We start from the raw sequence: 15,076 nt of genomic DNA on the forward strand, positions 1-15,076 counted from the left end.
GGCGAGTTAGTTTTGGTTTTAAGTATTAGGTTTATGGCATTAGCTTTGCCACGGGATCAGTTTTTTCAATGCTTTGTCAGTGACAAAATAAAGTAAGACGGAGAGGGCGGATAAAATCAGCAATGCAGCAAACATTTCATCTATCATCATCCGGGCGTTAGCTTGCAGCATGAGATAACCGAGTCCAGCACTGGAACCAACCCATTCACCTGCGACTGCACCAATTGGCGCGATCACTACTGCCACGCGAATACCGGATGCCAATGTCGGCAAAGAAGCGGGCAGTTGAATATGGCGTAACATCTGCCACTTAGTTGCCCCCATGGTTTTTGCTAAGTCCAAATAGCCAGTTGGGGTATTACGTAAACCGTCATAACAGCAAGTTGTGACGGGAAAGAAGATAATTAAGGCTGCCATGACGATCTTCGATGCCATACCATAACCCAGCCATAACATCAGTACTGGCGCAATCGCGAATACCGGGATTGCTTGACTAGCGATTAAGATGGGTAATAACCAATGTTTAACCGGTTTAAATAGCAGCATTTGTAAGGCAAAAAATAGTCCCATAAATAAACCCAGTAACAAGCCGAATACAATTTCTTGGCCAGTAACTAAAGTGTGTTTAAATAAAACCTCATGGCGGTCGATTAAGCGTTCAAATACCGCGAGTGGCGCAGGTAGAATGAAAGCGGGCATCGCAAAAATGATCACAATGCTTTGCCATATGCCAATAATGACCAAGGTACTAATGATGATACGTAACAGAGGACTTGTACGGATCTGTTGCTTGCTGTTGTTATTGTTGTGATGTTTGGATTTAGGCTCTGCAAGGTTAGTGTTGATTAATTCACTCATTTTCAGCTCCAGTTCCAATTTCCTGATCCAATTTCGAGCCCCAGTTTCGAGCCAGAGTCTTGGGCTAAACAATGCATAATACCTTGTTGTAATTGTGCACATTCAGCATCGTATGGACGTGGTGTTGGCGTTGAAGGCACTTGTAATTGTGTTGCACTCGCAGGTGTGCCTTGCATAATATAGATATGATCGGCGAGGCGAATTGCTTCCTGTGGTTCGTGGGTAATAAATACCACGGTTTTATCTTTGAGTAATTCACAAGCGAGATCTTGTAATCGATAACGTGTTACAGCATCCAAGGCTGAAAAGGGTTCGTCCATTAATACCACTGGCTTGTCTTGCATTAAGGTTCTTGCCAGTGCTACGCGTTGGCGCATTCCACCCGATAGCTGCTGGGGAAAGTGGTTAGCGTTGTCAGCAAGTCCCACTTTAGCAAGTAGGATTCGCGCTTTATCCTTGTTGACTGTCGCTGTTTCGGAGCCAAACTTACTACTTAATGTGACATTGTCGAGCACGGATAACCAAGGTAGCAGTAAGTCTTGTTGCGCCATGTAGGCAATTTGATTGCTTAAGTCAGGTAGCGTTTGCTGGTTAGTGTCAATGGAACATGCACCTGACCAAATCACTTGTTGATCTAGCAAGCCAGCAAGATAACGCAGTAACGAGGTTTTACCACAGCCGCTGCGCCCTAAGATACATGTCCAGTGTTTTGCGGGCATCGTCATATCAAACTCGCTTAATACAGGCTTGATACTGTCGTGATAGCGTAAACAACCTTTGGTAATGGTTATGTTCACCGCAAGATTATTGACCTCAAAGCTGTCCTGGCTCTCGGTAGGCGCTGATACGATTTTCGATGAGCTAGACATTTTCGATGAGCTAGACATTTGCGTGACCAGCAAAGAAATGATTGACCGGACCATGGCCACTGCCTATGTCTAATTCGTCCGCATGGGCAATGGCACTCGAGATGTATTGCTTACCTCGTGTTACCGCTTGCTGTAGATCATTACCTTGCGCTAAATAGGATGCGATAGCTGAAGACAGCGTGCAGCCAGTGCCATGGGTATTGTGGGTATTAATTCGTTTCGCCGTTAACAGCTCGAAATGATCTTGGAATATAAGTAGATCGTTACTGTTTTCATCTTGTTCTAAATGACCGCCCTTTAGCAGTACTGCTTTGACGTTAAGCTGGCGTAACGCGCTGATCATGGCCCCCATATCATCCTCACAAGTCGGCAACGCAGCGCCAGTCAAAGCTGCACCTTCTGGAAGGTTCGGGGTGATTAAATCGGCTAGTGGTAACAATTCAGATTTAAGGGTATTGATAGCGGATTCTTGTAGTAGTAAATCACCGCTGGTGGCGACCATGACTGGATCTACCACTAAGAATGTTGGTTTATATTGTTTAATTTTCGCGGCGACAACCTTGATGATCTCGCTATCTGCTAGCATGCCTACTTTTACTGCGACGATATTTAAATCGCTAAAGACCGCATCGAGTTGATTGTTGATATGTTCCAGTGGGATAGGAAATATTGCGGAAACACCCTGGGTATTTTGTGCGGTGATCGCGGTGATTGCTGAACATGCATAGCTGCCAGTTGCTGATATTGCTTTGATATCAGCTTGAATACCTGCGCCGCCGCCACTATCAGAACCGGCGATCGTGAGTACTATGGGGGTTGGTTGGCTATTTTCAAGTGATCTTTTCTTTATTGAAAGCGGTGTTGATGTGTTGGTTTTAGCCTTTAGCATAAATATCCCTAGTACAGACGTATAGGAACTTTATCTAGCCAAAGGTTGAGAGACGGGTAGGTCAAATCAGAAGAAGCAAGACTGATAGTTCCCTACGTCAGTGTTAACTGAATCAGGTTCAACGGGTCTCGCAATTTGCGCTCTCAGCCCTTAGGCCCCCCGACTATATAAGCGGCAATAGTACCAAGTTTTGTTAAAAGCGCAATAGCCAGTTTGTTTGATTATAAAATTGCTTCAATGGCTTATTAACGATCAGTGAAATATTTACTGGCTATTAATTCTGTTATTTATTTTTCAAGAATAATAAAAAGGCCACGCGTTATATTAATGCGTGGCCTTTTTCATGCTTCAATATCGTCGATTAGATTTCCACAGTCGAAAATCGAATGCGTTAATTACTTACGATTATGTTGCTCTGTTCTTAAACCCATTATCAAGCTCACACACATAACCAATAAGATCACAGTGAATGGCAGTGCGGTTGAGATTGCACCAGCTTGCAAGGCCTCAATTGCTTGTGTACCGCCAACCCAAAGAAGTGCTGCAGCGATTGCACCTTCGATGAATGCCCAGAACACACGTTGTGGTACTGGCGCATCAACTTTACCACCAGCAGTGATGCTGTCGATAACCAGTGAACCTGAGTCCGAAGAAGTGATGAAGAATACTAATACTAATAGTACAGCTAGCATTGATAGCACATCACCCATAGGTAAAGAGTCAAACATTTGGAACATAGCTAAAGGTACTTCTTTTAGACCTTCAGTGCCTAAAGTACCCACGTTATTTACTACTTGATCAATTGCAACGCCACCAAATACAGACATCCACAATACTGTTACAGCAGTAGGTACAAGTAACACGGCAGTAATGAATTCACGGATAGTACGACCACGTGAAATACGTGCGATAAACATACCGACGAATGGTGACCATGAAATCCACCATGCCCAGTAGAATACAGTCCAACCGTGCATCCAGGCTGAATCTTCACGACCAATTGGATTACTTAATGGAATGATGTTTTCAACATAACCCATAATAGTTGTTGGGATCGTGCCCATCGATACTGCAAAAGTCACTAATGCAACGAATACTAGTAACACTAATGCAAGTAGCATGTTGATGTTACTAATGACTTTAACGCCACCGTCAATACCACGTATTACCGATACAACAGCCAGCAAAGTCACGATGAAGATGATTGAAATCTGTAAAAATAGATCGTTATCAATACCCAATACATGGTGGAAGCCACTTGCTGCTTGTTGCGCGCCTAAGCCAAGTGATGTTGCTAAACCAAATAGGGTCGCGATTACCGCTAGGATATCAACAATATGACCAGCCCAACCCCATGTTCTATCTCCTAAGATCGGATAGAATACAGAACGCATTGAAAGTGGTAAGCCTTTGTTATAAGAGAAAAAAGCTAATGACAGTGCAACGACGCCATAAATTGCCCACGGGTGTAAACCCCAGTGGAACATAGTCGCGCCTAGTGCCAGTTGTGCGGCTTCTGGTGTGTTTGCTGCTACGTTAAGTGGTGTTTCATACCAACCAGTGTAATAAGCAACTGGTTCTGCAACGCCCCAGAACATAAGTCCAATACCCATACCGGCTGCAAATAGCATTGCAATCCAAGACATACGGCTATAATCAGATTTAGCTTCATCGCCACCTAAACGGATTTTACCGTATGGTGAAACCACTAAACCTAAGCAGAAAATAACAAAAATATTTGCAGACCACATGAAGAGGCTATCAAATGTACCGATGATTTGCCATTTGATACCATCAAGAACAGATTTTGATGTTTCGGCGTCAACTAATAAAATTGCAACCAAGAATAAACCGATCAGTGATGCACTTATACCAAATACGGGGTTATGAACATCAAAGCCCCATTTTTGCACGTTATCTTGTCCGACAGTATAGTCAGTGTTGTCAATACTGTATTTATCCCTATTAATACTCATTAGTCCTCAGTTAGAACAGTCCCGTTCTATTTTGTATAGTTACTTGTAGTCGGTCAGTTTAGCAAATTTAGCGCTAAATATCAGCAGAATATCTATTTAGAGGGGGTTATACATGTATAAAAAGTGAATAATGGCTAATATAAGAGGGGTAAGTGATGGTTAAAATATATTATTATGAGTAAATTAATATACGATTAAATCATATCTATGATAGGCATAAATTAAGTGCGAAAAGCGCGTCGAGAATTAGCTATTACAGGGTTCTGCTTCTTTCCCGTTGGCCACGTTTCAAGCCCAGAAACTGACGCGGTTGCTATATCTACTTCACCTCTAAGGTCTATTGGTAGAAAACGCTCTTCATTACTGAGTATAGAACACTTTAAATACCTGTCCACCTCAACCTCCAGCGGTCACGCGACTTAATAGATAAAGAATAATTAAATAGATGTTGAGATTATCGAATGATTACTATCAATCAAGCCATTAATCACACGTTTAAGTTATGGGTATGTTGACTAAATGTAAAAAATAAGCGATATTGAATAAAATTCATACATTGTCGACAATCCTATGCCTTTAGATGATCCAACTAAAATAATCGCAGTCACCACGGCGGATAAAGTTTTTGAGCAAATGCAGCGCGCTATTGTTGATGGTGACATACTCGCTGGCAGTAAGATCAGTGAACCTGAATTAGCAAAGCGTTATCAAGTTAGTCGCTCTACCTTACGTGAAGCATTAAATAGACTAGAGAAATGTCATTTAATTGAGCGTAAAGCCAATGTTGGTTCACGGGTGGTGCAATGTACGACCCAAGGCTTACTTGACCTATACTTTGTAAGAGAAGCATTAGAAGGCATGGCGTGCAGACAAGCAGCAGAGAAAATGACAGATGCTGAAATTGTCGACATGAAAACCATGCTTAGTCAGCACGCCTCTGCACAAGCGCTTAAAGATGGGGTCGCTTACTATCAAGAAGAAGGCGATTTAGATTTTCACTATAAAGTCATCTTAGGCAGCCATAATGCTCAACTCATTCAGTTGATTTGTGGTCAGCTTTATCATTTAGTGCGTATGTACCGGTGCCAGTTTGGCATGCACAGTCCCAGAGCCAGCCGCGCTTTTTCAGAACACGCCCAAATTATTGAAGCCATCAGTGATAGGGACGGGGAATTAGCGGAAATGTTAATGCGCCGTCATATCGCTGCTTCACGTAAAAACATCGAAAGTAAAATTGCACGCCAATTAGAAATAGAAGCAAAGATAGAGCAAACGATAAAAACAGAATATACCCCAGTTCAAGGAGAGCAATAATATGTCTACATCATTGTCATCACGCTTATCACCAGGTGCTAAGTTTCGTTTAGCACTGGCCAATAATAAACCACTGCAGGTTGTCGGTACGATCAACGCGTATTGCGCCATGATGGCGGAGCAATTAGGCCATCAAGCTATTTATTTATCAGGTGGTGGTGTGGCGAATGCATCTTATGGTTTGCCGGACTTGGGTATGACGTCATTGAATGATGTGCTTGTGGATGTGCAGCGTATTACTGCTGCCTCGAGTCTACCTTTGCTGGTGGATATAGATACTGGTTGGGGCGGGGCATTTAACATTGCTAAAACTATCCGCGATATGGAAAAAGCCGGTGCCGCTGCCGTTCACCTTGAAGATCAGGTTGCACAGAAACGTTGTGGCCATCGCCCAAATAAAGAAATTGTGTCGACAGAAGAGATGGTCGACCGTATCAAAGCGGCTGTTGATGCGCGCTGTGATACTGATTTCTTCATCATGGCGCGTACTGATTCATTCGCACAAGAAGGCTTAGAAGCCGCGATTGCCCGAGCACAAGCCTATGTTGCAGCTGGCGCTGACGGTATTTTTGCTGAAGCGGTCAAAACCGAAGCCCATTACCGCGCGTTTTCTGAAGCATTAGATGTGCCGGTTTTGGCTAATATCACTGAGTTTGGCCAAACTGAACTATGGAATAAAGAACAACTGGGTGAGTGGGGGTGCGCCATGGTGCTGTATCCATTATCAGCATTCCGCGCGATGAATAAAGCCGCAGAATCGGTCTATAAAACCTTGCTAGCAGATGGCGACCAAAAAGCGGTGGTAGGTAATATGCAAACGCGCATGGATTTATATGATTACCTTGGTTATCACGACTATGAGCAAAAATTGGATAGTCTGTTTTCTGAAGGAAAGAATAAATAACAAAGCTGAAGAAAAGAGTAAATAATAGTCTCAAAGAGAAGATAGACAAAAATAAGAGCTAAAAAATCAAGCGAACAATAGCAAACAGGATGTTGCAGGGTTAGCCCATTGCCGTTAGCGCAGTGGTGACTGTAGAGTTGCTATAAGCCGCTTCACGTTAATAAAAATTAAGGGAATAATGATGACAGATAAGAAACTATCAGGTGCTGGGTTACGTGGTCAAAGCGCCGGAGAAACAGCGCTTTGTACTGTTGGTAAATCAGGTAGCGGCTTAACCTATTGTGGTTATGACGTTGCCGATTTGGCTGAAAAGGCCACCTTTGAAGAAGTGGCTTATTTATTATTTAACGGTGAATTACCGACACTTGATCAGCTAGAAACATACAAAGCGCAATTACATACGTTGCGTGATATACCGCAATCGTTAAAAGAAGTGTTACAACATATTCCAGCTGACACCCACCCAATGGATGTGATGCGAACGGGTTGTTCATTCTTAGGTAATATTGAGCCTGAAGCTGATTTTAGCACGCAACATCAAGCCGCGAATCGTCTGCTTGCTGCGTTCCCTGCAATCATGTGTTACTGGTATCGTTATTCCCATGATGGTGTGGAAATTGACTGTACAACGGATGAAGCATCATTGGCTGGTCATTTTCTTAAATTGTTACGTGGCACTGCGCCGTCAGAGCAACATCGCCGCGTGATGGATGTATCACTGATCTTATATGCAGAGCATGAGTTTAATGCGTCAACCTTTACTGCACGTGTTTGTGCATCAACCTTGTCTGATATGTTCTCGTGCGTAACAGGCGCGATTGGTACCTTACGTGGGCCTCTACACGGTGGTGCTAATGAAGCGGCGATGGATATGATCCAAACATTCACCTCACCAGCAGATGCGAAAATCCAGATGGCAGGCATGCTGGAACGTAAAGAAAAAATCATGGGCTTTGGTCATGCTATCTACCGCACTAGCGACCCGCGTAATGTCATTATCAAAAAATGGTCCGAAAAATTGGCGCAAGAACACGGCGATACCGCGTTATATGACATTTCAGTGGCCTGTGAAGAGTTTATGTGGGATAACAAAAAACTGTTCTGTAATGCCGATTTCTTCCATGCCTCTGCGTATCATTTCATGGGCATTCCAACGAAATTATTTACCCCTATTTTTGTCTGTTCACGTTTAACCGGTTGGGCTGCACATGTGATGGAACAGCGCAGTAATAACCGTATTATTCGCCCGAGTGCAGATTATGTTGGTGCAGAGCCAAGAGTTGTCACACCGATTTCAGAGAGATAATGGATGATGAATACTAACTATCGTAAAGCACTGCCCGGCAGTGAACTGGATTATTTTGATACTCGTGCCGCTGTTGATGATATACAAGCGGGCGCGTATGCAACCTTGCCGTACACCTCCCGAGTATTCGCCGAGAACTTGGTGCGTCGTTGTGATCCTGCAGCATTAACCGCGTCTTTAAAGCAGTTTATTGAACGCAAACGAGATCTTGATTTTCCTTGGTTTCCGGCACGTGTTGTTTGCCATGATATTTTAGGTCAGACCGCGTTAGTTGATTTAGCTGGTCTGCGTGATGCGATTGCTGAAAAAGGTGGAGACCCCTCTAAGGTCAATCCTGTCGTGCCTACACAATTGATTGTCGATCATTCACTGGCTGTTGAGCATGCGGGCTTTGATCCCGATGCATTTGCAAAAAACCGTGCCATTGAAGATCGCCGTAACGATGATCGCTTTCATTTTATCAATTGGACGAAAACTGCGTTTGAAAATATCGATGTGATCCCACCCGGTAACGGTATTCTTCACCAAATCAATTTAGAGCGCATGTCACCAGTGATCCAATCCCGTAACGGTGTGGCGTTTCCTGATACCTTAGTGGGTACAGACAGCCATACACCCATGGTCGATGCACTAGGGGTGATCGCAATTGGCGTCGGCGGGCTAGAAGCTGAAAGTGTGATGCTCGGTCGCGCATCATATATGCGCCTACCAGATATTATTGGTGTTGAGCTGGCAGGCAAACCGCCCGCAGGCATGACAGCAACCGATACCGTGTTGGCATTGACGGAGTTCTTGCGTGCGCAGAAAGTTGTATCAAGTTATTTGGAGTTTTATGGAGAAGGCGTCGCCCATCTCACCCTGGGTGATCGCGCTACTATTTCCAATATGACACCTGAGTATGGTGCCACGGCGGCGCTGTTTTCAATTGATGATCAGACCATTGATTATCTTAAACTAACCGGTCGTGAAGACGAGCAAGTTAAGTTGGTGGAAACCTATGCCAAAGAAACAGGTTTGTGGGCAGATGATTTAAGTGAAGTTGAATACGAGCGCGTGCTGACTTTCGATTTATCGACTGTGTGCCGTAATATCGCAGGCCCATCAAATCCGCATAACCGCGTGCCCACGTCTGAATTAGCGAAACGTGGCATCAGTGGTAAAGTTGATAATGAACTGGGTAAAATGCCCGATGGCGCTGTGATCATCGCAGCCATCACCAGTTGTACCAATACCAGTAATCCACGCAACATGATTGCAGCTGGTTTGATTGCCCGTAATGCCAATAAGTTAGGACTAACCCGTAAACCTTGGGTTAAGACATCACTGGCACCAGGTTCAAAAGCAGTGAAACTTTACCTCGAAGAGGCGACATTATTACCCGAACTCGAACAACTTGGTTTTGGTATTGTGGCGTTTGCTTGTACTTCGTGTAATGGTATGAGCGGTGCGCTGGATCCGGTTATTCAACAAGAGGTCTTAGATCGTGATTTATATGCCACTGCAGTGTTGTCGGGAAATCGTAACTTTGATGGTCGTATTCATCCTCATGCCAATGAAGCCTTTATTGCCTCGCCACCGTTAGTGGTTGCTTATGCTATCGCAGGCACCATACGTTTTGATATTGAGCGTGATGCTCTGGGGTTTGATCAAGCCGGTAATGCCATCACCTTAAAAGACATTTGGCCAAGTGATGAAGAAATTGATGCGGTACTTAAAGCGAGCGTTAAACCTGAGCAATTCCGTCAAGTTTACAACCCTATGTTTGGTACTGCTGTTGATTCTGATCGTGGCTCTGATATAGGTACTGATACCGGTACAGAGATAGAATGTAGCGTTGATTATGGGGATAAAAATAACGCCTTGTATGATTGGCGTGAAATGAGCACTTATATTCGCCGACCGCCGTATTGGGAAGGTGCATTAGCGGGGGAACGTTCTCTTAAAGGTATGCGTCCTCTTGCGGTATTGGGCGATAACATTACGACCGATCATCTATCACCCTCTAATGCCATCATGCTTGATAGTGCGGCGGGTGCATATTTAGATAAGATGGGTTTACCGGAAGTCGACTTTAATTCCTATGCGACTCACCGTGGCGATCACTTAACAGCGCAGCGTGCGACCTTTGCTAATCCAAAATTAAACAATGAAATGGTGTTAGAAAACGGCCAAGTTAAGCAAGGCTCACTAGCACGCATAGAACCGGAAGGTACTGTTACCCGTATGTGGGAAGCGATTGAAACTTATATGGACCGTAAGCAGCCGTTGATCATTGTAGCAGGTGGAGATTATGGTCAAGGCTCGTCACGTGACTGGGCGGCAAAAGGTGTTCGTTTAGCGGGCGTTGAAGCGATTGTTGCTGAAGGATTTGAACGTATTCACCGTACTAATTTGGTTGGTATGGGGGTTCTGCCGCTGGAATTTAAAACCGGGGAAAGTCGTCAAACCTACGCGATTGATGGCAGTGAAACCTTTGATGTGATAGGCCAGCCAACGCCTAGTTCTACACTGACTCTGATCATAAATCGTAAAAACGGTGAGATTGTAGAAGTGCCTGTTACTTGTCGTTTAGATACCGCTGAAGAAGTCTCTATCTATGATGCTGGTGGTGTATTACAACGCTTTGCACAGGATTTCCTTGAATCGAATGAAGCTCAGTAAGGAGTACTGAACGATGACAAATAATAGCACTTCTTTATCACAACATTTACCGCAGCTAAAGATCCCTGCGACCTATATGCGTGGCGGCACCAGTAAAGGCGTGTTCTTTAATCTAGAAGACTTACCTGAAGCTGCGCAAGTCGCGGGGCCTGCTCGAGATGCGTTGTTACTGCGTGTTATCGGTAGTCCTGATCCTTACGGAAAACAAACAGATGGTATGGGAGGGGCAACATCAAGCACCAGTAAAACGGTTATAGTGTCAGTAAGTGATGAACCGGATCATGATGTTGATTATCTGTTTGGTCAGGTGTCAATTGATAAACCGTTTGTGGATTGGAGTGGTAATTGTGGCAACTTATCTGCGGCGGTGGGTTCATTTGCGATCAACAGTGGTTTGGTTAATGTGACTCGTATTCCAGAAAATGGTATTGCTATTATCCGTATTTGGCAAGCCAATATTGGTAAAACAATTATTGCCCATGTGCCAATGACAAATGGCTTGGTGCAAGAAACCGGTGACTTTGAGTTGGATGGTGTGACATTTCCTGCGGCAGAAGTGGTGGTCGAGTTTATGCATCCTGCAGATGGTGGAGGAGCGATGTTCCCGACCGGAAATCTGATCGATGACTTGGTTGTGCCGGAATCAGTCGTTGCTGGTGGACAATTAAAAGCGACGATGATTAATGCTGGTATACCGACTATCTTCATCAATGCCGAAGATGTCGGTTACACAGGTTCTGAGTTACAAGACGTAATTAATAATGATGTTGAAGCATTAGCTATATTTGAAGTTATTCGAGCTTATGGTGCGGTTAAAATGGGCTTAATTACTGATATTTCAGAGGCTGTGCAGCGTCAGCATACACCTAAGGTGGCGTTTGTCGCGAAGTCTGCGGATTATATATCATCAAGTGATAAAGCGATTACTGCCCATGAAATTGATCTGTCGGTCAGGGCATTATCAATGGGGAAATTACATCACGCCATGATGGGTACTGCAGCTGTGGCAATTGGCGCTGCCGCTGCGATCCCGGGTACGTTAGTGAGTTTAGCTGCGGGTGGCTGTGGGCGTAAAACAGTGACTTTTGGCCACCCATCAGGCACATTACGGGTTGGTGCACAGGCTAACCAAGTTAATGGCGAGTGGACTGTGATTAAAGCGAGTATGAGCCGGAGTGCGCGTATTCTGATGGAAGGTAGGGTACGCATTCCTGCTGAATAAGAGTTAATGACTGCCGCTGTTTATAACCATTAGCCGCTATAATTATTCGCGTTTATAACAATTGGTTACAAACGCCAAACTAATCAAACCAGTTACTGAAATAATTGGATTAATTTTGAGATATCGTTATATTGTCAGCTTATTCACATCGAGGCTGACTTTATAATGGTAAAGGTAATTACATTTTTGATCATGAGCGTCTGTAGTTTTACGGCAATGGCGACCTCGGTAGACTGCGATAAAGCGGTTAACACATTAGAAATAAATTACTGTGCGAAAGTGGAATTAGATAAAGCGGAAGCGAAAATGCAGCTTTATCTGAATAAAAGTATTGCTCAATATACTGCAGATACAAGCGTTGTCGAGTCGATTAATATCGCCCAATCAGCTTGGCAATCTTATAGTAAATCACAATGTGACTCGGTCTTTACGCTATTTAGAGACGGAACCATGCGAGTGATGATGACACTAAGTTGTCGGACTAAGCTTACCCAACAACGAACCCATGAATTGTGGGCACAATACTTAACCTATATGGACAGTGCAGAGCCTGTATTACCTGAGCCGCATACATCGGATCTGACTTAATTCATCTTAATCTATAAAATACAAGCGGAATTATTACCAAAGCGTAACAATGCGACTTGCTAATATCATCTATACTTCGATTTTCTCTGTGAATAAAGTAAGCCTCTATTTATGATATTTTATTAATTGTATTAGTAGGTTAATTAGGCTTGTTCAACAGCTAGAAACGCTATATATTGCCGCCATTAAACGTGATAATTCGTTGCCTAGAGCACATAAAATAGTGATAACAAAGAGTCGGAGTGAAAATGAAAAACCACAGTATTAAAAGAATGAAGGATGTATTCTTTATTTTCAGATTTATCAGCTGGATAGCTATTATCTGTTCATTGTTAGGCTCTTTGTTATTGTTTGTCGTGGGTGCAATCAAAACATATTATGCCTTTACCGCTGTTGCGTTTGGTTATATTCCAGACGAGACATTAGCGCACCTTGATTCTGCCGACATTGCCACCGCCTATTTAATTAAAGGTTTAGATACCTTCCTGATTGCCTTGGTGTTATTTATCTTTGCACACGGTGTATTTACGTTGTTCATTACCGATAAAAAGCTAGAAAATATTCCTACAGTATTAAGTTGGATTAAAACGCCAGATATTGGTCATCTAAAGAATATTTTGGGTGAAGTGATTGTGATCATTTTGTTTGTTAAGTTTTTGGAGATGATCTTAATCAACTTGAATAACTTAAGTTGGGAGATCTTGATTTTACCGATCTCTATTTTGCTCTTAGCACTGGCATTAAAGTTCTTGGATTTGAATGACAAAAATGGTGGTCATTAAGACGAATAGGCTATATTAAAATAAAATATTTTTTGAACTTTATTTATTGTTTAACAACGAACTATACACGTTTTTATGTGATTTCTTGTTTATATATGTTTTATTTTACTAAGAGCAATTGTACTTTTTGACTTTAATCGTAGAGGGTTTGGTGTGTTTAAATTTTTATTTCCAGGATTAATTATGCTGTCGTTGTCGGTTCAAGCTGAAGATTCTGGAGCTTTGAATATTGACCGAGTGGTCTCGAAAAATAGTGATTTTTCCTTTCCTAATCGTAGTGGTATAAGTCCTAGAAGCAGTGACTTCAAAGTGGATAGTTATGTACTGATGAGTAATGATTCAGGCGAGCGATGGGCGGTTATCACACTGACGAATTTATCTTCAGGGCATCGAGAATTTAATAGTAGCCAGTTAATGGCTCTGTTTGCTGATGGTGATAGCTCGACCCCACTGGCCTATGAATCAAGTTTTAGTGGACGAGAAACTCAGTCTATTACTCTCTCATTTGGAGAACATAAATTTCCAATTTTAAGTATATATGCAAATAATTGATCATAAGGTAAAGTAATAGTGATAACCATTCGAAATTACATTGAAAGTGATGCTAATGCGTTATGGGATATATTTTTTAATACTGTTCGTAATATCAATGCCCGTGACTACTCTCAAGTACAGGTTGAAGCATGGGCTCCTGAGTCATTTGATTTTGAAATTTGGAAAAATAAAGTGACAGGGTTGTCTCCATTTATTGCTGAAATTGATGGCATCATCGTCGGGTATGCAGACTTACAAGATGACGGATTGATCGATTATTTCTTTTGTCATTTCGAGTATCAAGGCCAAGGTGTCGGCAAGGCATTAATGAATCACGTTTTTTCTGCAGGACAGGAAGCGGGAGTTATGAGATATTATTCAAATGTGAGTATTACCGCTCGCCCGTTCTATGAACATTGCGGATTTACGTTAGCTAAAGAGCAATTAGTCGAAGTGAGAGGGCAAAAGTTAATAAATTTTGTCATGGAAAAGTATATTAACTAGCTCGCATTTGAGGCTGTTATATCTGTAAGGGAATTTATGGAAAATTATTTAATGTATGTGCTCGTTGCAGCGCTGACAATTGCGAGCCCTGGGCCAGGTGTTATTTTAACGATTAATAATGCGATACAAAGAGGAGCTGCCAATACCTTTTCAGGCATATTTGGTATTGCCACTGGTGTGTTCATCGTATCTGTACTGTCAGCAACAAGTATTGGTGTTATTTTAGCAACGTCAGCGGTAGCATTTACAGCTGTTAAGTTGATCGGTGCAGCCTATTTAATTTATTTGGGTATAAAAATGTGGCGAGCCCAAGCGCCCTTAAATACGCATGTCGAATTGAAAGATAAATCGAATATCAAATGTTATCTGGAAGGCCTTTCTCTTACCGCTTCAAACCCTAAACCAATACTCTTCTTTATGTCATTGTTCCCACAGTTTATTAATTCTGAAGGGAGCTATGTTGCTCAGTTTATTACATTGTCTTTAACATTTTGTTTATTAGTGATTATTATTCATAGTGGTTATGCCTTTTTATCACGTTTTGCGAAAAATAAATTACTAGAACCAAAGGGTAGGGAAGTACTTAATAAAGTCAGTGGCAGTGTTTTTATGTGCTTCGGCGTAGGCTTGGCTACATCAACTAAATAGTAGTTAATACCGAGAGTGTTC

14 protein-coding genes and 1 riboswitch are annotated in these 15,076 nt (G+C 42.7%); of the genes, 10 read left to right on the forward strand and 4 right to left on the reverse strand.

What is annotated here, in order from left to right:
* Window positions 1-39: 39 nt before the first annotated feature.
* From FR932_RS04725 to FR932_RS04740, 4 genes are all read right to left on the reverse strand, one after another.
* Entirely contained in the window at window positions 40-858 is an 819-nt protein-coding gene (locus tag FR932_RS04725) for an ABC transporter permease (RefSeq protein WP_019442850.1), read from the reverse strand.
* A 2-nt stretch (window positions 859-860) separates the two neighbouring features.
* Window positions 861-1,745 carry an ABC transporter ATP-binding protein gene (locus tag FR932_RS04730; RefSeq protein ID WP_019442849.1) on the reverse strand — a complete coding sequence of 295 codons (885 nt, stop codon included), beginning with the start codon at window positions 1,743-1,745 and terminating at the stop codon, window positions 861-863.
* Complete coding sequence (gene thiD, locus FR932_RS04735; protein WP_019442848.1) at window positions 1,738-2,616, reverse strand: bifunctional hydroxymethylpyrimidine kinase/phosphomethylpyrimidine kinase; 879 nt, start codon at window positions 2,614-2,616, stop codon at window positions 1,738-1,740. Before thiD ends, FR932_RS04730 begins: the two co-directional genes overlap by 8 nt.
* 72 nt (window positions 2,617-2,688) lie before the next feature.
* Window positions 2,689-2,788: riboswitch (TPP riboswitch) on the reverse strand.
* A gap of 223 nt (window positions 2,789-3,011) precedes the next feature.
* A complete protein-coding gene (locus tag FR932_RS04740) occupies window positions 3,012-4,592 on the reverse strand; it encodes a BCCT family transporter (RefSeq protein WP_019442847.1) in 1,581 nt (526 codons plus the stop codon).
* A gap of 570 nt (window positions 4,593-5,162) precedes the next feature.
* Here FR932_RS04740 and FR932_RS04745 point away from each other — a divergent pair.
* From FR932_RS04745 to FR932_RS04790, 10 genes are all read left to right on the forward strand, one after another.
* On the forward strand, window positions 5,163-5,906 hold the full coding sequence (locus tag FR932_RS04745) for a GntR family transcriptional regulator (RefSeq protein ID WP_019442846.1): 744 nt from the start codon (window positions 5,163-5,165) through the stop codon (window positions 5,904-5,906).
* Between the two features lies 1 nt (window position 5,907).
* Window positions 5,908-6,810 carry a methylisocitrate lyase gene (gene prpB, locus FR932_RS04750; protein WP_019442845.1) on the forward strand — a complete coding sequence of 301 codons (903 nt, stop codon included), beginning with the start codon at window positions 5,908-5,910 and terminating at the stop codon, window positions 6,808-6,810.
* Window positions 6,811-6,991: 181 nt separating this feature from the next.
* Window positions 6,992-8,116, forward strand: a complete 1,125-nt coding sequence (prpC, locus tag FR932_RS04755) for a bifunctional 2-methylcitrate synthase/citrate synthase (RefSeq protein ID WP_019442844.1) — start codon at window positions 6,992-6,994, stop codon at window positions 8,114-8,116.
* A gap of 6 nt (window positions 8,117-8,122) precedes the next feature.
* Window positions 8,123-10,777 (forward strand): Fe/S-dependent 2-methylisocitrate dehydratase AcnD, encoded by a 2,655-nt coding sequence (acnD, locus tag FR932_RS04760; protein ID WP_026032242.1) that lies wholly within the window; start codon window positions 8,123-8,125, stop codon window positions 10,775-10,777.
* Window positions 10,778-10,790: 13 nt separating this feature from the next.
* Window positions 10,791-11,999, forward strand: a complete 1,209-nt coding sequence (gene prpF / locus FR932_RS04765; protein ID WP_019442842.1) for a 2-methylaconitate cis-trans isomerase PrpF — start codon at window positions 10,791-10,793, stop codon at window positions 11,997-11,999.
* A gap of 165 nt (window positions 12,000-12,164) precedes the next feature.
* Window positions 12,165-12,587 carry a lysozyme inhibitor LprI family protein gene (locus FR932_RS04770; protein ID WP_019442841.1) on the forward strand — a complete coding sequence of 141 codons (423 nt, stop codon included), beginning with the start codon at window positions 12,165-12,167 and terminating at the stop codon, window positions 12,585-12,587.
* 248 nt (window positions 12,588-12,835) lie between these two features.
* Complete coding sequence (locus tag FR932_RS04775; protein WP_019442840.1) at window positions 12,836-13,369, forward strand: YqhA family protein; 534 nt, start codon at window positions 12,836-12,838, stop codon at window positions 13,367-13,369.
* Window positions 13,370-13,552: 183 nt separating this feature from the next.
* The gene (locus FR932_RS04780; protein ID WP_019442839.1) at window positions 13,553-13,921 is read left to right on the forward strand and encodes a hypothetical protein; all 369 of its coding nucleotides are present in this window, start codon (window positions 13,553-13,555) and stop codon (window positions 13,919-13,921) included.
* A gap of 18 nt (window positions 13,922-13,939) precedes the next feature.
* On the forward strand, window positions 13,940-14,407 hold the full coding sequence (locus tag FR932_RS04785) for a GNAT family N-acetyltransferase (protein ID WP_019442838.1): 468 nt from the start codon (window positions 13,940-13,942) through the stop codon (window positions 14,405-14,407).
* 36 nt (window positions 14,408-14,443) lie between these two features.
* Window positions 14,444-15,055, forward strand: a complete 612-nt coding sequence (locus FR932_RS04790; RefSeq protein ID WP_019442837.1) for a LysE family translocator — start codon at window positions 14,444-14,446, stop codon at window positions 15,053-15,055.
* Window positions 15,056-15,076: the final 21 nt, after the last annotated feature.

The sequence above is a fragment of the Moritella marina ATCC 15381 genome, from assembly GCF_008931805.1.
GTDB lineage: Bacteria > Pseudomonadota > Gammaproteobacteria > Enterobacterales > Moritellaceae > Moritella > Moritella marina.

Coding starts and splice junctions, on each gene's coding strand:
- FR932_RS04745 (WP_019442846.1), top strand. CDS start 5,163: ATGCCTTTAGATGATCCAACTAAAATAATCGCAGTCACCACGGCGGAT.
- acnD (WP_026032242.1), top strand. CDS start 8,123: ATGAATACTAACTATCGTAAAGCACTGCCCGGCAGTGAACTGGATTAT.
- prpF (WP_019442842.1), top strand. CDS start 10,791: ATGACAAATAATAGCACTTCTTTATCACAACATTTACCGCAGCTAAAG.
- FR932_RS04780 (WP_019442839.1), top strand. CDS start 13,553: ATGCTGTCGTTGTCGGTTCAAGCTGAAGATTCTGGAGCTTTGAATATT.
- FR932_RS04770 (WP_019442841.1), top strand. CDS start 12,165: ATGGTAAAGGTAATTACATTTTTGATCATGAGCGTCTGTAGTTTTACG.
- FR932_RS04725 (WP_019442850.1), bottom strand. CDS start 858: ATGAGTGAATTAATCAACACTAACCTTGCAGAGCCTAAATCCAAACAT.
- prpB (WP_019442845.1), top strand. CDS start 5,908: ATGTCTACATCATTGTCATCACGCTTATCACCAGGTGCTAAGTTTCGT.
- FR932_RS04775 (WP_019442840.1), top strand. CDS start 12,836: ATGAAAAACCACAGTATTAAAAGAATGAAGGATGTATTCTTTATTTTC.
- thiD (WP_019442848.1), bottom strand. CDS start 2,616: ATGCTAAAGGCTAAAACCAACACATCAACACCGCTTTCAATAAAGAAA.
- FR932_RS04740 (WP_019442847.1), bottom strand. CDS start 4,592: ATGAGTATTAATAGGGATAAATACAGTATTGACAACACTGACTATACT.
- FR932_RS04730 (WP_019442849.1), bottom strand. CDS start 1,745: ATGTCTAGCTCATCGAAAATGTCTAGCTCATCGAAAATCGTATCAGCG.
- prpC (WP_019442844.1), top strand. CDS start 6,992: ATGACAGATAAGAAACTATCAGGTGCTGGGTTACGTGGTCAAAGCGCC.
- FR932_RS04790 (WP_019442837.1), top strand. CDS start 14,444: ATGGAAAATTATTTAATGTATGTGCTCGTTGCAGCGCTGACAATTGCG.